The 17,369-nt window shown below is 68.0% G+C and carries 17 protein-coding genes; 5 read left to right on the forward strand and 12 right to left on the reverse strand.

What is annotated here, in order from left to right; genetic code table 11:
- Window positions 1–27: 27 nt before the first annotated feature.
- Complete coding sequence (locus tag CSC76_RS05185; protein WP_162108972.1) at window positions 28–1,407, reverse strand: NTP/NDP exchange transporter; 1,380 nt, start codon at window positions 1,405–1,407, stop codon at window positions 28–30.
- 214 nt (window positions 1,408–1,621) lie between these two features.
- Here CSC76_RS05185 and CSC76_RS05190 point away from each other — a divergent pair, with 214 nt between their 5' ends.
- Window positions 1,622–3,274 (forward strand): GMC family oxidoreductase, encoded by a 1,653-nt coding sequence (locus CSC76_RS05190; protein WP_162108973.1) that lies wholly within the window; start codon window positions 1,622–1,624, stop codon window positions 3,272–3,274.
- A 154-nt stretch (window positions 3,275–3,428) separates the two neighbouring features.
- Here the strand turns inward: CSC76_RS05190 and CSC76_RS18990 are convergent, their stop codons facing one another.
- Window positions 3,429–3,674: a hypothetical protein gene (locus CSC76_RS18990; RefSeq protein WP_238394885.1), complete on the reverse strand. Its 246-nt coding sequence runs from the start codon at window positions 3,672–3,674 to the stop codon at window positions 3,429–3,431.
- Between CSC76_RS18990 and CSC76_RS05195 the strand changes: the two genes are divergently transcribed.
- Window positions 3,589–5,013: a serine hydrolase domain-containing protein gene (locus CSC76_RS05195; RefSeq protein ID WP_238394879.1), complete on the forward strand. Its 1,425-nt coding sequence runs from the start codon at window positions 3,589–3,591 to the stop codon at window positions 5,011–5,013. The genes CSC76_RS18990 and CSC76_RS05195 overlap by 86 nt on opposite strands.
- Before the next feature lie 41 nt (window positions 5,014–5,054).
- On the opposite strand, the gene CSC76_RS05200 is transcribed toward CSC76_RS05195, so the two are convergent.
- The 7 genes from CSC76_RS05200 to CSC76_RS05230 form a co-directional block, all read right to left on the reverse strand.
- Window positions 5,055–5,588 carry an SRPBCC family protein gene (locus tag CSC76_RS05200; RefSeq protein WP_162108975.1) on the reverse strand — a complete coding sequence of 178 codons (534 nt, stop codon included), beginning with the start codon at window positions 5,586–5,588 and terminating at the stop codon, window positions 5,055–5,057.
- 115 nt (window positions 5,589–5,703) lie between these two features.
- The gene (locus tag CSC76_RS05205) at window positions 5,704–6,114 is read right to left on the reverse strand and encodes a hypothetical protein (RefSeq protein ID WP_162108976.1); all 411 of its coding nucleotides are present in this window, start codon (window positions 6,112–6,114) and stop codon (window positions 5,704–5,706) included.
- Between the two features lie 1,028 nt (window positions 6,115–7,142).
- The gene (gene gcvH, locus CSC76_RS05210) at window positions 7,143–7,538 is read right to left on the reverse strand and encodes a glycine cleavage system protein GcvH (RefSeq protein ID WP_162108977.1); all 396 of its coding nucleotides are present in this window, start codon (window positions 7,536–7,538) and stop codon (window positions 7,143–7,145) included.
- A gap of 85 nt (window positions 7,539–7,623) precedes the next feature.
- Window positions 7,624–8,745 carry a glycine cleavage system aminomethyltransferase GcvT gene (gene gcvT, locus CSC76_RS05215; protein WP_162108978.1) on the reverse strand — a complete coding sequence of 374 codons (1,122 nt, stop codon included), beginning with the start codon at window positions 8,743–8,745 and terminating at the stop codon, window positions 7,624–7,626.
- 64 nt (window positions 8,746–8,809) lie between these two features.
- Window positions 8,810–9,325, reverse strand: coding sequence for a hypothetical protein (locus tag CSC76_RS05220; RefSeq protein WP_162108979.1), 516 nt, complete (start codon window positions 9,323–9,325; stop codon window positions 8,810–8,812).
- Window position 9,326: 1 nt separating this feature from the next.
- Complete coding sequence (locus CSC76_RS05225) at window positions 9,327–9,758, reverse strand: NfeD family protein (protein ID WP_162108980.1); 432 nt, start codon at window positions 9,756–9,758, stop codon at window positions 9,327–9,329.
- A gap of 1 nt (window position 9,759) precedes the next feature.
- Window positions 9,760–10,725 carry an SPFH domain-containing protein gene (locus tag CSC76_RS05230; RefSeq protein ID WP_162108981.1) on the reverse strand — a complete coding sequence of 322 codons (966 nt, stop codon included), beginning with the start codon at window positions 10,723–10,725 and terminating at the stop codon, window positions 9,760–9,762.
- Between the two features lie 138 nt (window positions 10,726–10,863).
- Here CSC76_RS05230 and CSC76_RS05235 point away from each other — a divergent pair, with 138 nt between their 5' ends.
- The 3 genes from CSC76_RS05235 to CSC76_RS05245 are packed head-to-tail and all read left to right on the forward strand — an operon-like array spanning window position 10,864 to window position 13,333.
- The gene (locus tag CSC76_RS05235) at window positions 10,864–11,427 is read left to right on the forward strand and encodes an RNA polymerase sigma factor (protein WP_162108982.1); all 564 of its coding nucleotides are present in this window, start codon (window positions 10,864–10,866) and stop codon (window positions 11,425–11,427) included.
- Window positions 11,420–12,124, forward strand: coding sequence for a hypothetical protein (locus CSC76_RS05240; RefSeq protein WP_162108983.1), 705 nt, complete (start codon window positions 11,420–11,422; stop codon window positions 12,122–12,124). Before CSC76_RS05235 ends, CSC76_RS05240 begins: the two co-directional genes overlap by 8 nt.
- Window positions 12,125–12,151: 27 nt before the next feature.
- Window positions 12,152–13,333: a PDZ domain-containing protein gene (locus tag CSC76_RS05245; protein ID WP_162108984.1), complete on the forward strand. Its 1,182-nt coding sequence runs from the start codon at window positions 12,152–12,154 to the stop codon at window positions 13,331–13,333.
- A gap of 98 nt (window positions 13,334–13,431) precedes the next feature.
- On the opposite strand, the gene CSC76_RS05250 is transcribed toward CSC76_RS05245, so the two are convergent.
- Genes CSC76_RS05250 through CSC76_RS05260 form a run of 3 tightly spaced genes read right to left on the reverse strand, consistent with a single transcriptional unit; the run spans window position 13,432 to window position 17,251 of the window.
- Window positions 13,432–14,385 carry a DUF6607 family protein gene (locus CSC76_RS05250; protein WP_162108985.1) on the reverse strand — a complete coding sequence of 318 codons (954 nt, stop codon included), beginning with the start codon at window positions 14,383–14,385 and terminating at the stop codon, window positions 13,432–13,434.
- Between the two features lie 11 nt (window positions 14,386–14,396).
- On the reverse strand, window positions 14,397–15,032 hold the full coding sequence (locus CSC76_RS05255) for a Hemin transport protein (protein ID WP_162108986.1): 636 nt from the start codon (window positions 15,030–15,032) through the stop codon (window positions 14,397–14,399).
- A gap of 5 nt (window positions 15,033–15,037) precedes the next feature.
- Window positions 15,038–17,251 carry a TonB-dependent hemoglobin/transferrin/lactoferrin family receptor gene (locus CSC76_RS05260; RefSeq protein WP_162108987.1) on the reverse strand — a complete coding sequence of 738 codons (2,214 nt, stop codon included), beginning with the start codon at window positions 17,249–17,251 and terminating at the stop codon, window positions 15,038–15,040.
- Window positions 17,252–17,369: the final 118 nt, after the last annotated feature.

A 17,369-nucleotide genomic window follows, 5' to 3' on the forward strand; every position in this document is an offset into this window, starting at 1 on the left:
TCCTTGCCCGTGCGCAGCATAACGGCGTCACACGGCCGCGTCAGCCCTTGACGACCCAGGCTGCCCGGAGGCCGCGTCGCGCTCGGACGGAAGTCTCCTTTCCTCGCGCAGCAGCTTCCATCCGCTGAACGTGAAGGCGCTGGCCGCCAGCAGGCCGACGCCGAACACCGCGCTGGAGCCGAATGCGGACACGAACTTGTGCAGCCACACGAAGCTCAGGTCGCCCCCGCGATAGATGACCGTGTCGATCGCGGCACCGGCCTTGTAGCGCCACTCGCGATCGACGCGGGTGTAGATGGTCTCGCGTGCCGGCTTGGTCAGCGAGAACTCGCTGGCCCGCGTGACCACCTGCACGATGGCCACCATCATCGGCAGCGGCGATGCGGCCAGCAGCGAGTAGCCCAGGATGATCGCGCCGCCCGGGATGAGCAGCGCGGGGCCGACCCCGAAGCTGCGCAGCAACCAGCGGGTGACCAGCAGTTGGATGAACAGGGTCAGCGCGTTCACCGCCATGTCGATGCCGGCGTAGTACGCGGTACTGGCGGCCGGGTCGGTGTAGAACTTCCGCACGATCGCGGCCTGTTCGTTGTACAGCAGCGTGCCCACGCCCACGCCCATCACCACCAGCGACGCCAGCCAGCGCAGCAGCGGCTCCCGGGCGATCAGCTTCAGTCCGGCCAACACTTCGCCCCCCATCGGCGTCTCGCCGCTGGTCGCCCTGCGTTCCTGCTCGCGCGCCACCGCCCACAGGCGCAGGCGCAGCTGGCATACCACGCACACCACCAGGAAACCGGCCGACACCAGCATCAGGTTGGCGATGCCGATGCGCTCGACGAAGGTGCGGGTGAGGACGGGGCCGAGGATCGCGCCGACCGTGCCGGCCGCGCCGATGTAGCCGTAGAACTTGCGCGCTTCGGCATTGCTGAAGACATCCGCCATGAAGCTCCAGAACACCGCGACCGCGAACAGGTTGAACACCGCGATCCACAGGAAGAAGGCCATCCCGCGTCCCGGCATCCCGCTGTCGAACAGCATGTAGAACAGCAGCAACGTGCCGATGAAGAAGCCGTAGACCGCCGGCAGGAACACGCGACGCGGATACCGGCTGACCAGCCAGCCGTAGGCCGGCTGCAACAGCAGCATGATGATGAAGGTGCAGGTGAACAGCACCTGCAGGGTGAAATCCTTCAGCGCCAGGCCGCGCACGGCGAAGAACTCGATCATGGCGGGCGGGAAGACCGCCTGCACATCGCTGGACGCCGCCATCGCCTCGCGCACCGGCCGCAGCACGTAATAGCCGCTCAGCAGGCAGAAGAAGTAGACGAACGCCCACAGCAGCGGCGGGGACTCGGACAGCGCCGCGCGGAATCGGCCGAACCGGGTGGTCGCTGGGGGAGACGGGGCCATGGGGCGCGGCCTGCGATCGCATCATCGGGACGCGGGCACCGCCCGCCTGTGGCGCGCAAGGTATCCGATGCACTGCAACATCGCCAGCCTTTTCGCCACGCATCGACTCGCCGGATCAAGGCCCCATCACGCGTGCGGCAGCCGCGCATCCCGGCAGAGCAATTGCTCTATCCCCCCCCGCTAGGTTCGGTCCGTCTTCGCAATCGGGCAGCATGTGTACGACTACATCATCGTGGGCGCCGGCTCGGCCGGCTGCGTGCTCGCTCACCGCCTGAGCGAAGACCCGGCCTGTCGCGTGCTGCTGCTGGAAGCCGGTCCGCGCGACTGGCACCCCTTCATCCACATGCCGGCCGGCCTGGCCAAGCTGGTCGGACAGAAAGGCGTGAACTGGAACTACGACACCGCGCCCGAGCCGCACCTGGACAACCGGCGCCTGTGGTGGCCGCGCGGCAAGGTGCTCGGCGGCTCCAGTTCGATCAACGCGATGTGCTACATCCGCGGCGTACCGCAGGATTACGACGACTGGGCCGATGCCGGCGCGGAGGGCTGGGACTGGAACAGCGTGCTGCCCTACTTCCGCCGTTCGGAGCGGAACAGCCGCGGCGCCGACGCCCTCCACGGCGCCGACGGCCCGCTGCACGTCTCCGACCTGCGCTACACCAACGAACTGTCGGCCGCCTTCATCGAGGCCGGCGTGCAGGCCGGCTACGCCCGCAATCCCGACTTCAACGGCAGGACCCAGGAAGGCTTCGGCCTCTACCAGGTCACCCAGAAGGAGGGGGCCCGGTGTTCCTCCGCGGTGGCGTACCTGGACCCGGCACGCGATCGCCAGAACCTGGACATCGTCACCGGCGCACTGGTACGGCGCATCCTGCTGGAAAAGAACCGCGCGATCGGCGTGGCCTACGCTCGTGGCGGCCACGAGGTCGTCGTGCGCTGCGAGGGCGAGGTCCTGCTCAGCGGCGGTGCGATCAACTCGCCGCAGCTGCTGATGCTGTCGGGCATCGGCCCCGCCGAACATCTGGCATCGCACGGCATCACACCCCGGCATGTTCTGCCCGGGGTGGGCAGGAACCTGCAGGACCACCTGGACATCTGCACGCTGCAGCACAGTACGCAGCGCGTCACCTACGACCGCACCAGCGAGCTCAAGACCGCCTTCGACTACTTCCTGCGCGGGCATCGCGGCCCGGGCAGCAGCAACATCGCCGAGGCGGGCGCGTTCGTGCGTTCGCCGCTGGCGCCGGACGACCGCCCGGCCATCCAGATGCATTTCGTGCCCGCGATGCTGGCCGATCACGGCCGCCTCCGCCTTTCCGGCGACGGCTACACGGCCCATGCCTGCTTCCTGCGCCCGCGCAGCCGCGGCCGCATCCTGCTGGCCAGTGCGGACCCGCGCGCGGACGCGCGCATCGAGGCGAACTACCTCGGCGACCCCGACGGCTTCGACCTGAAGATGATGGTCGAGTGCGCGAAGCTCGCGCGCGAACTGTTCGCCCAGCCCGCGTTCGACGCCTACCGCGGCGCGCCCATCCATCCGCCCCGCGACGACCTGACCGATGCGGAGCTGGTCGCCTTCATCCGCGCCAAGGCCGAGACCGTCTACCACCCGGTCGGCAGCTGCCGGATGGGGTTCGATGACGATGCCGTGGTGGATCCCGCGCTGCGCGTCCGGGGTCTGGACGGCCTGCGCGTGATCGATGCGTCCGTGATGCCCACGCTGATCGGCGGGAACACCAATGCGCCGACCATCATGATCGCGGAGCGGGCGTCGGACCTGATCCGCAACCGGCCGGTACTGACCGCCGCACCCCTCCCGTCGGCGAGACCCGTGCCTGAGGCGATTCCGCTGGCCACCGCCGGCTGATCGCGGTACCCGCCAAGGACCGCCGCACTCCGGCCCGGCTCGGCCGTTCTTGATGCCGAAGAGCTGAACGCGTGGCGCGCGTTCGCACCGATGGCCCGGAATTTGCATGTCGACGCACGAAGCGTCCGGCATGCAGCCAAGCGCCTGTACGTATTCAGGCGGCGCGCACCGAACGGAGAAATGGGACGCTCGGCACATCTGCAATCTTCAGCAGGATGAACGACATGGCCATCGAAGTTCCCGCGGTTTGTGCAATGGAAAACAGCGGCGTTATGATCCCGGACAGCACCAGCTTTCGCAGGGCGTCTCGCACCATGAAACCGAAGAAGAGCCGGCGGTCGCCGCATTCCCTGCGGATCGCCCTGGTCGGCATGATGCTTCCGCTGACGTTGTCGTCCACGGCGCAGACACCGCTGCGCTGGACATCGTCCGGCGCCGCATCCGATGCCGGGGTTTCCGGCGCGGCCACCGCCAGCACCGCACCGCATGTCTCCCCCACCCAGCCGCGTCCCTACCGGTCCGCGCTGACAGGCCAGGACATCCGCCCGCTGGCTGCCGGCTTCGATGTGCGCGCCTTCGAGACAATGGCCGAGCACCTGACGGTGGGCCAGCGCGTACCGGGTCTGGCCATGGCCATCGTCCACAACGGGCGCGTGCTGAGCGCGCGCGGTTATGGCGTGACCGATGTGGTCAACCCGCAGCAGGTCGACGCGCACACCGTGTTCCGCCTGGCGTCGCTGTCCAAGTCCTTCGCCAGCACCCTGGCCGGCCTGATGGTGCAGGACGGCTCGCTGCGCTGGGACAGCAAGGTCAACCAGTACGTGCCCGGCTTCCAGCTGATCGATCCCGTCGCGACCTCGCGTGTCACCGTGGCGGACGTGCTGAGCCACAGCGTGGGCCTGCAGGCCCACAATGCCTTCGACCGCGACATCGAAGCCAATGCCGAGTACTACGATGTTGCGCGCAAGCTCGCCTACGCGCCGCTGAAGTGCGCGCCCGGCGAGTGCTATGCCTACCAGAACGTGGCCTTCAGCCTGATCGGCGACGTGGTGTTCGCGGCGTCCGGCACGTTCTACGACCAGGCGGTGGATCGCCGCATCTTCAAGCCTCTGGGAATGAACGACGCCAGCCTGGGCCTGTCCGGCATCCAGGGCAGTACGCGCTGGGCGCGACCGCACGTGCGCAGCCGCAACGGCTGGGTTTCACTGATCCCCAAGCCGACCTACTACCGCCTGCCGCCCGCCGCCGGCGTCAACGCCAGCGCCAGCGACCTGGCGCAGTGGCTGATCGCGCAGACGGGTCATCGTCCCGACGTACTGCCGGCGCCGCTGCTGGCCACCCTGCACGCCCCGGTGGTGACCACACCGGGCGAAATGCGCGGTGGCTGGCGTCGCGAGCGCATCCACTCGGCGAGCTATGCCCTGGGCTGGCGCGTGTTCGACTACGCCGGCCAGCAGGTGATCTTCCATGCCGGTGCGGTGCAGGGCTATCGCGGCCTGATGGCACTGGTGCCGGGACAGGACCTGGGCGTGGCCATGGTCTGGAACAGCGACAGCTCGCTGCCCTCGGGTCTCCTGCCCACCATCCTCGACCGGGCCATGGGCCTGCCGGGCGAGCCGTGGGTCGAGACGCCCGCCGACTACGACCTGCTGCTGGCCGAGTCGCCCGAGGGCGCTCCGGCACGGGAGCGCAACGACGCGGGCACCTCCTCGCAACGCAGCACCGCGTCGCCCCGCTGAGCGCACGTGCGCGCTGCATCACCGCGCAGCGCGCCGGCGGGCTATGCGTCCGAGGCTTCCATCAGCGCCTTGAGTCGGGCCAATCCCTTCTCGTAGTCCGCACCAATCATCCGGTCGAACAGCAGACCGAGCCAACGCCTGAAAGGATTCAGGCCATGCGTGCTGTCGAATGCCCAGGTCACCCGTGTTCCGCCGGCTTCCGGCACCAGCAGATACGTCGCCTGCGCCTGGCTTCCGTCGAAATCCAGCGCCACCACGATCCTGCTGTGCGGTTCGCTGGCGATGATCTCCTGGCTGCCGCTGCCCACGGCCCGGTTCCCCACCCAGCGCATGCGCGCGCCTACGCCCCGCACCGGGCCTTCGAAGGTGTACCTGGCCTGCGGGTCGTACTCGGCCCATGGCGACCAGGCGTTGAAACGTTCGAACGAATCCAGGGTGGCGAAGACCTGCTCCGGACTGCGCTCGATCACGACGCTGCGCTCGACGTACGTCGTGGACGGCAGCAGCAATCCACCGGCAACGAAGACCAGCCCCACCGCGACGATCGTCGCCAGCGTCCATCTGAACAACTTCATGACCATGCTCCCGCGTGGATCCAAGGCGGTAGCCTAGCCGCTCGCCCATAAAAAAACTCTCCCCCCGCTGGGCACAGGGAGAGAGTCCATGGTGTTACGGCTAATCGGGGTTGGCTTAGATCAGCGGAGCCGGGGTGGCCGGCAGCGCGACCGGGGCCGCTTTCTTCTTGGACTTCTTGGCAGCCTTCTTCGCAGCCTTCTTGGCGGCCTTCTTGGCCGGCTTCTTGGCAGCCTTCTTGGCGGGCTTCTTGGCAGCCTTCTTGGCAACCTTCTTCGCCGGCTTCTTGGCGACCTTCTTGGCAGCCTTCTTGGTGGTCTTCTTGGCGGCCTTCTTCGCCGGCTTCTTGGCGACCTTCTTGGCGGCCTTCTTGGCGACCTTCTTCACCGCCTTCTTGGCCTTGGCGACCTTCTTGGCGACCTTCTTGGCGGCCTTCTTCACGGTCTTCTTGGCAGCCGACTTCTTGGTGGCCTTCTTGGCGGCCTTCTTGGCGGCCGGTTTCTTCTTCGCAGCTTTCTTCATTGCCATGTGATGGCTCCTCGTCAGTGAACTATGGTGTTTTACGTCTGGCTACAGCACATCTGCCCGAAGGCAGGCCCAGCTGCAAGAAACGCCGCGGGAGTCGGACCCGTCGGCAGCCGCTGCCGCGACACGCGCGGCGATGCGGATTCCCCAGGGTGCCAGGCGTGCGAAACCCGGCTCCCTACAAATAAGAAAACACCCGCGTCGCCAGGCGACGCGGGTGTCATGGAATGGAGGCGTTGCGTTTCTGCGGGGGAAGCGAGGCCTGCGTCCACCCCGATCCGGGTGACGATGGACTGTGTTGTCTCTCGCGCTGTCGTGTTGATTCGACTCACTCGCTTCCGCAGCATGCTCTGCTTGGGGCGAAACCTAATCACGGTTTTTCAAGGTGTCAACACCTGTCCGCAACTTTTTTCGTTCTCCCGTCCGGACCTGATCGCGACGGCGAACACTTGGCGCACCCGCACCGCTGCTCCCTGTCAGGCGAGGTTTGCGGCGCTTCGACGCACGCAAGAAAAAAAACATCGGGAAAACGCGCTTTTTCTTCATCGGGGTTAGGCGCGCCGATGATATTGCGAGGTTGACACGAGCGCCTTGCGACCTCGGCCACGACCGCTCCGGCGGCTTGAACGCGAGCTAAAAAATTTTTCCGGAAAGGCATCCGATTTCGCGTCGCACAAGCCCGAATGCGCCGAACTGCGCAAACTTTTTTCCCTCCCGCGACCGATGCGTCGCCGCGTTCGACGCCTCCGCATCGCGGCTGAAGTGCGATCGCGCGGCAGCGGATGGGTGGCGACATCGCACGTCCGCCGTCCGTGCGTACCGGCGATTCCGCCTTGCCGTCCACCGGCCGCATGCGTCCGTCGTCCGCGCTGGCCCGGGTGTTGCATGCGCGCCGGATGCTTCCTGCGCCACGCGCGGATCCACCGTGGCGCCGGCGCCCACGACGGCGGAAACGAAGCGGGGAACCGACGACGAGGGAGCCATGCTCCTTCGCCGCCGGTTCCCCGTCAGGGGACAGCCTGTGGGCTGCCTCAGTGGTCTTCGTCTTCGATCAGCTCGGCGTAGTCGTCGGGCGACAGCAGCTCGTTGAGCTGGTCCGGCTCCTCGGCTTCGATCACGAAGATCCAGCCTTCGCCGTAGGCGTCCTCGTTGATGGTTTCCGGCTTGTCCGACAGCGCCGCGTTGACTTCCACGACCTTGCCGGTGACCGGGCTGTACACGTCGGAGGCGGCCTTGACCGACTCGACCACCGCGCTGGCGTTGCCGGCTTCGATGCGGTCGCCGACGTTCGGCAGTTCGACGTAGACCAGGTCGCCCAACAGGCCCTGCGCATGGTCGGAGATGCCGACGGTGACGCGACCGTCGCTCTCCAGGCGGGCCCATTCGTGGGACTTGAGGAACTTCAGATCGCCAGGAATCTCACTCATGGGGTACTCCGGATCGGTGCGGTAGGTCGGGATGGAGACGATAGTTTAGCGGAGTACGCCGCACGTGTAGGTGGCGGCCTGCGATTCATTCCAGCACGCCGGGCTGGGCCTGGCCGTCGCGCACGAACGGGAACCTGACCACGCGCACCGGCACTTCCCTGCCCCGGATGTCCACACGCACGCCGCCGACCGCACCCAGCGCGATGTCGCCCGCAGGCACCCGCGCGAACGCGATGGCCTTGCCCAGCGTCGGCGAGAAGGTGCCCGACAGGATCTCGCCCTCGCCATGCGCGGTGAGCACCTTCTGCCCATGGCGCAGCACGCCCTTCTCGTCCATCACCAGGCCGATCATCTGCCGCGGCGCACCGGCGGCTTTCTGCGCCTCCAGCTTCGCGCGGCCGATGAAGGGACGTCCTTCGTCCAGCGCCACCGTCCAGGCCAGCGCCGCTTCGTAGGGCGAGACGGATTCGTCCATGTCCTGTCCGTAGAGGTTCATCCCCGCCTCCAGGCGCAGCGTGTCGCGTGCGCCCAGACCGGCCGGTTTCACCCCCGCTGCGAGCAGGGCGTTCCAGAACGCGACCGCCTCGCTTCCGGGCAACACGATCTCGTAGCCATCCTCGCCGGTGTAGCCGGTGCGGGCGACGAACAGCGGCACGCCGTCCGCAGTGGAAGCATCGGCGGCGGAGAAGCGGGTCAGCTTGCCGACCTTGGCCCGGTCCTCTTCGCGCAGCAGGCCGTGCACGCGTTCGCGCGCGGCGGGGCCCTGCACGGCGATCATGGCGAAGTCGGGACGCTCGCTGACCTCCACATCGAACGCCGCGGCACGGGCACCGATCCACGCCAGGTCCTTCTCACGGGTGGCGGCGTTGACGACTAGGCGGAAGAAGGCGTCGTCCATGAAGTAGATGATCAGGTCGTCGATCACCCCGCCTTCCTCGTTGAGCATGGTCGTGTACAGCGCCTTGCCCGGCTTCTGCAGCTTGTCCACCGAGTTGGCCACCAGCTGGCGCAGGAACTCACGGGTGCGCGGCCCGCGCAGGTCGACCACGGTCATGTGGCTGACGTCGAACATGCCGGCATCGCGACGCACCTGGTGGTGTTCTTCGATCTGCGAACCGTAGTGGATCGGCATGTCCCAGCCGCCGAAGTCGACCATCTTGGCGCCGAGCGCACGATGGGTGTCGTTGAGGAGGGTCTTCTGGGTCATGGCGGCTTCCGGGGCGGGCAAAGAAGCGCATTATCCCAGAACGCACCAGGGCGGTGCGCCGCCATCACAGGCCGTAATAGGCCTCATTGATGCAGTCGACCGTGCGCGCATCCAGCACGTCGAAGCGCGCATCGGGCAGGCGCAGGCGTCCGGCCCAGGCGATGTCCTTCAACCATTCGGTCGACGTGTCGTGCTGCCGCACGATGGCCGCCACCCGCGCATCGTCGCGGCCGTTCACCCGGCAGGTGCCGAACTGCAGGTAATAGCCGGGACGACCGGTGGGATAGGGCAGCGCGTCGGTGATGCGCCACTGCGCCCGGGCGCCGTCGCGGCCGGCCAGTTGGCCGGCAATGACGAAACGCGGGACGGGTTCGCCGCCGTCCGCGGCGGCGGGCGAGGCCAGCACGCCCACCGAGTAATCGCAGACGCGGGCAGGCTCGACCGAATCGGAGACACAGCTCCCGCCCAGTTCGTCCAGGCCGGCGGGATACGGCGGCATGACACGGCCGACCAGGTCGGCCGCCGTCACCGACAGTGGCGCCAGCACCGACATCGACCACGCCAGCGTGCTTGATCCCACCTCAGGCCTCCTGCACCTTCAATGTCATGCCGTTCACGGCGACCACGCGGACCCGCATGCCCACCGGCAAGTCCGGGCCTTCCCCCGTCCAGAACGCATCGTCGATCTTCACCCGGCCGCGCCCCCCTTCGATGGCCTGGTCGAGCACGGCGACGCTGCCCACCAGCTGTTCCGCGCGTCGGTTCAACAGCGGCTTGTCGCTCTGCCGACCCTTGCCGCGGAACCACCGGCGATAGACCGCCACCGAGATCAGCGCCAGCACCGAGAACAGCACCGCCTGCGCCAGCCAGCCGAGCCCGGGCGCCACCAGCACCACGAGCGCCATCGCCACCGCGGCGAAGCCGAACCACAGCATGAACGCGCCCGGCGCCATCGCCTCGGCGGCGAACAGCACCAGCGCTCCGATCGCCCAGAACGCGAACTTGAAGCTCATGTCAGGCTCCCGGAACGCGGGGCGGACGCGATGGCGCCGCCACCTGCTGCTTGTTCAGCGCCTCCTTGGCCAGTTCGGCGATGCCGGCGATGGAGCCGATCACGCCGCTGGCCTCCATCGGCATCAGCACGAACTTCTGGTTCGGCGCCATGGCCAGTTCCTTGAAGGCCTCCACGTACTTCTGCGCGATGAAGTAGTTGATCGCCTGCCCGTCGCCCTGGGCGATGGCATTGGACACCAGCTCCGTCGCCTTGGCCTCCGCCTCGGCCAGGCGCTCGCGCGCCTCGGCCTCGCGGTAGGCAGCCTCGCGCTTGCCTTCGGCTTCCAGGATCGCACCCTGCTTTTCGCCTTCCGCGCGCAGGATTTCCGACGCCCGCGCGCCCTCGGCCTCGAGGATGGAAGCGCGCTTGTCGCGCTCGGCCTTCATCTGCCGGGCCATCGCATCCACCAGGTCGCGCGGCGGCTGGATGTCCTTGATCTCGATGCGGTTGACCTTCACGCCCCACGGGCTGGTCGCATGGTCCACCACGCCCAGCAGCTTGGCATTGATGGTCTCGCGCTGGCTGAGCGACTCGTCCAGGTCCATCGAGCCGATCACGGTGCGGATATTGGTCTGCACCAGCGCGATCATCGCCTGGTCCAGGCTGGACACCTCATACGCGGCCTTGGCCGCATCCAGCACCTGGAAGAAGACCACGCCGTCCACCTTCACCACCGCGTTGTCCTTGGTGATGACGTCCTGCGAAGGCACTTCGAACACCTGCTCCATCATGTTGACCTTGCGGCCGATGCTCTGCATGTACGGGATCAGGAAGTGCAGGCCGGGGGACATCGTGTGGGTGTACCTGCCGAAATGCTCCACCGTGAACTCGTACCCCTGCGGCACCACGCGGACACCCTTGAAGAAGGTGACCACGATGAACAGCACCACCGCCGCAACCACCAGTGTGGAAAGACCGAACTCCATTGCTGACCCCCTTCCTGTGACGATGGTCCGATTATAGGCCTGGGCGGTCCCGGCGCCGTGCGCGGGAACTTCGGCGACCCTGCGACGGTATTGCCCGCTGCGGCATCCCTATGTCCGACAGCCCGGGAATCCCTCCGCTTGAGCCGATCGCAGTTCGCCATCGATGTCCCCGACAACCTGGTCGCGCGTGCGCGTACCGGCTGCCGGGAGGCGTTCGAGCAGATCTACCGGCGCTTCGAGCGCCCGGTCTTCACCCTGGCGCTGCGGATCTGCGGAGACCGGGAGGCCGCGGGCGATGTATTGCAGGACACCATGCTGAAGCTCTTCCACCATCTGTCCGATTACCGGGGCGACTGCCCCTTCTGGGGCTGGCTACGGCAGATCGCGGTCAACGAGGCGCTGCTGCGGCTGCGACGGCAGAAGCGCTTGGTCGCCGAAATCACAGTGGAGGAAGACGACCTGCCGCAGGACCAGGGTCTGCCGCCTGCGGCGGCAGCGGATGCTGCGCTGCTGCAACGCGCGCTCGAAGCGCTGCCCGCGGCAACGCGCAGCGTGCTGTGGCTTTACCACGCCGAGGGCTACACCCACGACGAGATCGCCGAGCTGATGCAGCGCACGCCCAGCTTCTCCAAATCGCAGGTCTCCCGCGGCACGCGTCGCCTGCGGGCACTGTTGAACATCGAGGACACCGTCCATGCCTGATTCCCGCGCCCGCGAACCCCTGCCGCGCGACTGGGGCGATGCCTTCGGCGGCCTGCCGCTGGAAACCCCGCCGGAGGGCGCCTGGCAGCGTGTCGCCATCGCCCTGCCGCCCGCGCCCCATCGCACGCGATGGCGTCGTCCCGCGCTGGCGCTGGCGGCGACAGCCTTCTTCGCCGCGGTGGTCCCGCTGCTGCACTGGCGGACCACGGTGCACTCACCGCTGCCATCGCAGCCCGCCCCCCTGCCCGAGATCGCAACGAGCGCGCCCCTCGTGGCGACGCCGGAGCCGCTCGCCCGGACTTCGACCGTCGCGGAAGCGCAGGACGCGTCCACGTCGGCATGGTCCGCCCCCGCTTCCCGCGCACGGCAGACACCTGCGCGCGCCCTGCAGGCGCGACAGCACGATCCCGCCCGACTGGACGCGCTCTACACCGAATCCGCACGCCTGGAGGCCGTGCTGGCCCAATTGCCCGACACCACGGTCGGCAACGTGGCGATGCTCGCCGTCAGCGCCGATCTGCAGGATCAGGTCGCGCACATCGATCTCGCCCTCTCGCAGCCGGCCCTGCAGGAATCCGCGCGTGCCGCGCTGTGGCAGCAGCGCGTCGACACGCTGCGCCAGCTCACCGGCGTGGAAGCCACCCAACGCTGGCAGGTCGCCCTCAACGACACCTCCGCCGATACCGCCATCTACTGACCCGAACACGCAACGAGGAGTCCCACCATGCTCAAGCCCTTTTCCCGCACACTGCTGGCCCTTGCGCTGCTGTCGCCGCTGACGGTCCAGGCGCAGCAGGACGATGCGGCCCGACAGAAGGAACTGGAAGCCGCGCGCACCGAGCTGCGACGCGCCGCACAACGCGTGGCCGAACTCTCGCGAGGAGCCGACACGCTCCAGGCCCCGATACGGATCGACCGCGTCGTCGCGGGCCGGCCGCGACTGGGCGTGCTGTTGGCGGGCGACGACGAAGGCGTGCGCATCGCCGGCGTCACGCCGGACAGCGGCGCGGCCAGGGCCGGACTCAAGGCCGGCGATCGCCTGGTGCGCGTGGGCGACGCCGCCATCACGGGCGACGGCGCCGACGCGCGCGTGGCGCATGCGCGCGCACTGCTGGCCGACCTCCGCGTCGATACGCCCGTTCGGATCACCTACCAGCGCGATGGCGGGACGCACGAGGCCAGCATCACGCCCACGCCGGTATCGCCGCGCTTCGCCTTCGACGGGCAGGGACCGGGCCGTGCCTTCTTCCTCGGCGGCGAAGACGGCATGCCCTGGATCGAAGGCGTGCCGGTGCCGATGGATCAGATCACGAACGTCATCTCGCCTGAGGTCCAGCGCGAACTCCGCCAACTCGGCAGGCTGGGCGACTGCAAGCGCGAGGATTGCCATCTTCCGGCGCTGGCGCCGGCCTTCCGCTGGAGCAATCTCAACCTGGCGACGGTCGATGCCTCGCTGGGCCGCTACTTCGGCACCGATGCCGGCGTGCTCGTCCTGTCCGTCGGCGAGGAACTCGAAGGCCTGCAGCCGGGCGACGTGATCCGCAAGGTGGACGGCGCACCGGTGACGTCGCCCCGCGACGTCACCCAGGCACTGCGCGGCAAGCCGGAAGAGGCCAAGGTCGCGATCGAATACCTGCGTGACCGGCAGGTACGGACCGGCACGGTGACCGTACCGAAGGCCGCCACGCTCCGCTTGCCCGCGACATCGCGCATCGTCGTCAAGCCGCGGGTGGCCGCGACCGTCGGCAAGACACCGGCCGTGGTAGAGCGCCGTCGCGTGATGATCGTCGATCAGGACGGCAAGGTGCAGACCTTCGAAGACGACGGCGAGGACACGCCCCTGCCCTCTCCGCCGCCCGCACCTCAGGCGCCGCCCGCCGGCAAGGGCGGCGGCACCCTCATCTGATACGCATCATTAGAAGAGAAGCGCGTGAATCCCCTACCCCCGCGACCGCGGGGGTCTTTTTTGCAAAGACCGGCCCGTCCCTGTGCCGGAGAGAAGCTTCAGCGCGACGCCGCGGCAGCGCGTTCCACCGGCGCCGGCTCCACCCAGTCGGCGAACACCCGGGCGATGTCCGCGTCCGCCCCCGTTTTGCCTGCCTGGATCTCACCCGCCTGCGTGAACAACGGAATGATCATTGCCATGCCGTCCACCTTGGTCTTCAGGTGGACGCCCGGGGCGACGGACAGGAAGCGGTCCCAGCGCGCGCGCACCCTGGCCCAGTAGCCGGCGGTCGCCTGCCAGTAGTCGCGCGCGGGCGTGAAGTCGACCTCGGTAGTCTTCAGGTAATCGTTGAAGCCGAATTCGCGCGCCAGTTCCACCTGCGTTCCGTCTGGCCTGCGCAGCACCTTGGTGTTGAACTGCTCATGGGTCCAGCCGTTCGGCGTCAGGGTGTGGCGGTTGACCACGGAGAGCGCGTTGTAATCGCTGCGCCGGGTGTACTCGCGGCGCGGCAGCGGGCGCCAGCTCAGGTCGCTGGTCCAGGTGGCCACGCCGTTTCGGTAGTCCCAGCGCCCCGTCCCGCAGTAGCGCGGCGCATCGCTGACCTCGTACACGCACTGCGTCCAGGCGCCCCGTGTCGCGTCGGGCGCCATCGCGCGCACGCGCCATGTCTGGTCGTCGCTGAACTCGAAGCGCGTCGGCGCCTCGTAGGTCCAGTCCTGGCGCCAGTGCTTGGTGACGTGGCCGCTCTTGGGATCGACCAGGAGGTGTTGCAGGACGATCCGGGTGGGCGTGTCCTCGACGACGATGACGGTCTCATCGCCGCCACTGCGCATGGCGGGCTGGCGCTCGTAGCCCGGCTGCAGCAGGACGGTTTCGTCGAAGGCGAAGTCGACGGCGTAGTCGCCCTGCATCGCCAGGATGGCCTGGCGGTCGCGGACGGGATCGGCGGCCCAGGCCTGGCCGACGGACAGCAGCAGCGTGGTGCACACCACGGTGGCGACCGGTTTTTTCATGGGGTTTCCTCTCATGTTCTTCTGACCAGCGGAATGACGTTGTCGCCCGCCTCACGGGCTTCCTCCGCAGGGGAGGCATCGGAAGGCTGATGGGATGAAAACGGCAGGCCGATGTCGGTGCGGGGCCCGCCCTCCAGATCGGCCCCTTCCGCCTGCGCGAGGCGCTGCGCGGTGGTGGCGCTCAGCATCGACATCAATGGCAGGCTGGCGGCCAGCACCGGCAGCGCCCCGGGCTGCGGTAACGCGTGCAGGTGCAGTACGCAGGCCCGCCATTGCCCGCCGAGCAGGCGGCCGGCAAGGCGACGCCACAGGCGGTCCGCCAGCCCGCCCGCGTCGGCATCCCGGCCGGTCGGCAACGACGCCGCCAACCGATCCCACGCGACGAAGTCGCTGTCCGGCAACAGGCACAGGCGCCAGCAGCAGCGGCCCTGTGCATCGAAGAACAGCAAGCGTTCGTCGAGTCCGTCGCTGCCCACGCCAGTGTGGACTTCCACCCGCACGGCCTGCTGCCAACCGGCGAGCTCGCTGCCCTGCTGCGTGCGGTACAGGCACAGCACCGGACCCAGCGCCGCCAGCTGCGTGGCGGTGGGGAACGCATCGCTCACGTCGCCGAACACGGGACCTGGCATCACGCGCAGCGTCGCCATGGCGGTTACCAGCTCACGGCAAGGCTGGCCGACAGGCTGCGACCCGGCGCGGTATAGCGGGCCAGCGTCGTACTGGTGTCCAGCACCAGCGCGATGTCGCCGGCCTCGATATAGGTGCGGTCCCCCAGGTTGAACACACCGACGTTGAACCGGGCCCCGGGCGCGAAGTTCCAGTGCGCATACAGGTCGAGCACGCCATAGCCTGGCTGGCGGTAGTAGGCCGGATCGGAGACGCGGCGCTTGCGGTCGACAAACCGACCCGCCAGCTCCGCACCCCATGACGGCGCGTCGTACGCCAGACCCAGCGTCGCGGTCAGCGGGTCCACGCTGGCCAGCGGTGTATCGGCGCTGCGATCCTCGCCGCGCGACCACGCGGCCGCGCCGCGCAGCGACCAGCCGTCCCACGCATCGGACAGCGCACCGATGTCCAAGCCCGCCTTGAACTCCACGCCATGGATCTGCGCTTCGGAAATGTTCTGCGACTGGTAGACCATCAACCCGTCATCGTTGTAGCCGATGAAGCGCATCGACTCGATGAAGTCGTCGTAGCGGTTGTAGTAGCCCGACAGGCTGGCGTACGCCGCCTTCCCGGCGTAGCGGACGCCCAGTTCCACGCCATCGCTGGTTTCCGGCTTCAGGTTCGGGTTGGCGATCGCCGTGTAGCCGAACTGCACGTTGGTGAAGCCGATGTTGACGTCGTTGTACGGCGGCGAGCGGAAGCCGTGCGCATAGCCGCCGAACAGCGACCATGCGGGTGCGAACCTCCACACCACGCCCAGCTTGGGCGACACGGCGGTCTCGCGGATGTCCGCCAGCGCCAGGCCCGGGTTGTCGGTGTCGAAGATGGCATCGTGCCGGGGATCGAGCCGGTAGTGATCCACGCGCAGGCCCGGCACCAGCCGGAACGTGCCGTCGGCGAAACCGATCTCGTCCTGCACATACAGTGCGGCGGTCGTGGTCCTGCTGATGGGGAAGTCGCGCACGGGGAACGTATCAGGCGACATCACCGGCGTGCTCACGCCGGTCAGCGGGAACGTGCGCAGACCATCGCGCTTCTGCCGCGTCTCGGTGCCCGCGATGTCCAGGCCGTAGATCAGGTCATGCCGGACCGATGCACCGAACGCCTTGCGGAAATTCGCCTGCAGACCGTAGGTCCGCTGGTCGAAATTGAACGCGCGCTCGCGGATGTCGCGCAGCGTCGCCGCCGGCAGCGTCCGTTCCTCGCGCGTGTACTGGGTGGTCTCGCTGTCCTGGCGGTAAACCTGCCAGTCCAGGCTGTCGGCGAAACCGGCCGACAGGTCGTCCCATTCGTGCGCGAAGGCGACGCGCGCACGCGACTGGTGGTCGCGCGCGATCACGCGATCATTGTTGGCGCGCGTCAGCGACTGGTAGCCCTGCTGGGTCAACAGATCGGTGTCGGCACTGTCTTCGTTGCCCTCCACCGTCAGGCGGAAGCGCTGCCCTTCAGTCGGCGAGAAGACCAGCTTCGTCAGCAGGCTACGGCCGTCCCGCTCCTGCGGATTGGGCAGCGTGCGCGCGCCGCCGACGCCGGCGACATCGCCCTGATTTTCGGTTTCCTGACCCTGTCGATGGCCCACGCTGACCAGGCCGCTCCAGCGCTCGCCGCCGAACGCCGCGGTGGCGTTGCCGAACAGGCCATTCCAGCTGCCGTCATAGCCAAGGCGGAAGCCGAAGTACGCATCCTTCTCGTCGTCGAGATAGTCCGACGGGTCCCTGGTGATGAAGGAGACCACGCCGCCGAGCGCGTCCGAGCCGTACAGCGAACTGGACGGTCCACGCACGATCTCGACCTGCTTCAGCGTATCGAGGTCAACGAAGTTGCGGTTCGCATTCGAGAAGCTGCCGATCGAGAACGCATCCGGCACCGGGATGCCATCGGTCTGGATGCGCACGCGGTTGCCCTCCAGGCCGCGGATGCGGAAACCGCCCAGACCGAAGCGGCCGAAGCTCGAGGTCACCGTGACGCCGGGCTCGTAGCGCACCAGGCCCTTGATGTCGCGCACCAGGCGGTCGTCCAGTTCCTCGCGATCGATGACACTGACTGTATTGGGTACGTCGGCGACGGCGCGCTCGCTGCGCGTGGCGGTGACCTGGATGCGCTCGAACTCCCGCGTGGCGGTGTCGGCGGATGTTTCGGCACGGGCATGGCCGGCAAGGGCCAGCCACACGGCCGCGGTGAGCAGCGTGGGGCGCTTCATGGCGTACAGCATTCCTGTGGGGGATGAAGACCCGGAAGGCTGGCGGCCGGAGAATCCTTGGCTGGCGCCCGGTGGAGAGAGAAGGTGTTATGCAGCGGCGCGGCGCGACGATGCACCG

Origin of the sequence: Pseudoxanthomonas mexicana, from assembly GCF_010093385.1 — a bacterium.
GTDB classification, from domain to species: Bacteria; Pseudomonadota; Gammaproteobacteria; order Xanthomonadales; family Xanthomonadaceae; genus Pseudoxanthomonas_A; species Pseudoxanthomonas_A mexicana.

Bases quoted from the DNA above. Each gene is read 5' to 3' on its own strand.
- CSC76_RS05185 (WP_162108972.1), bottom strand. From the start codon at position 1,407: ATGGCCCCGTCTCCCCCAGCGACCACCCGGTTCGGCCGATTCCGCGCG.
- CSC76_RS05195 (WP_238394879.1), top strand. From the start codon at position 3,589: ATGAAACCGAAGAAGAGCCGGCGGTCGCCGCATTCCCTGCGGATCGCC.
- CSC76_RS05200 (WP_162108975.1), bottom strand. From the start codon at position 5,588: ATGAAGTTGTTCAGATGGACGCTGGCGACGATCGTCGCGGTGGGGCTG.
- CSC76_RS05205 (WP_162108976.1), bottom strand. From the start codon at position 6,114: ATGGCAATGAAGAAAGCTGCGAAGAAGAAACCGGCCGCCAAGAAGGCC.
- gcvH (WP_162108977.1), bottom strand. From the start codon at position 7,538: ATGAGTGAGATTCCTGGCGATCTGAAGTTCCTCAAGTCCCACGAATGG.
- gcvT (WP_162108978.1), bottom strand. From the start codon at position 8,745: ATGACCCAGAAGACCCTCCTCAACGACACCCATCGTGCGCTCGGCGCC.
- CSC76_RS05225 (WP_162108980.1), bottom strand. From the start codon at position 9,758: ATGAGCTTCAAGTTCGCGTTCTGGGCGATCGGAGCGCTGGTGCTGTTC.
- CSC76_RS05230 (WP_162108981.1), bottom strand. From the start codon at position 10,725: ATGGAGTTCGGTCTTTCCACACTGGTGGTTGCGGCGGTGGTGCTGTTC.
- CSC76_RS05240 (WP_162108983.1), top strand. From the start codon at position 11,420: ATGCCTGATTCCCGCGCCCGCGAACCCCTGCCGCGCGACTGGGGCGAT.
- CSC76_RS05245 (WP_162108984.1), top strand. From the start codon at position 12,152: ATGCTCAAGCCCTTTTCCCGCACACTGCTGGCCCTTGCGCTGCTGTCG.
- CSC76_RS05250 (WP_162108985.1), bottom strand. From the start codon at position 14,385: ATGAAAAAACCGGTCGCCACCGTGGTGTGCACCACGCTGCTGCTGTCC.
- CSC76_RS05255 (WP_162108986.1), bottom strand. From the start codon at position 15,032: ATGGCGACGCTGCGCGTGATGCCAGGTCCCGTGTTCGGCGACGTGAGC.
- CSC76_RS05260 (WP_162108987.1), bottom strand. From the start codon at position 17,251: ATGAAGCGCCCCACGCTGCTCACCGCGGCCGTGTGGCTGGCCCTTGCC.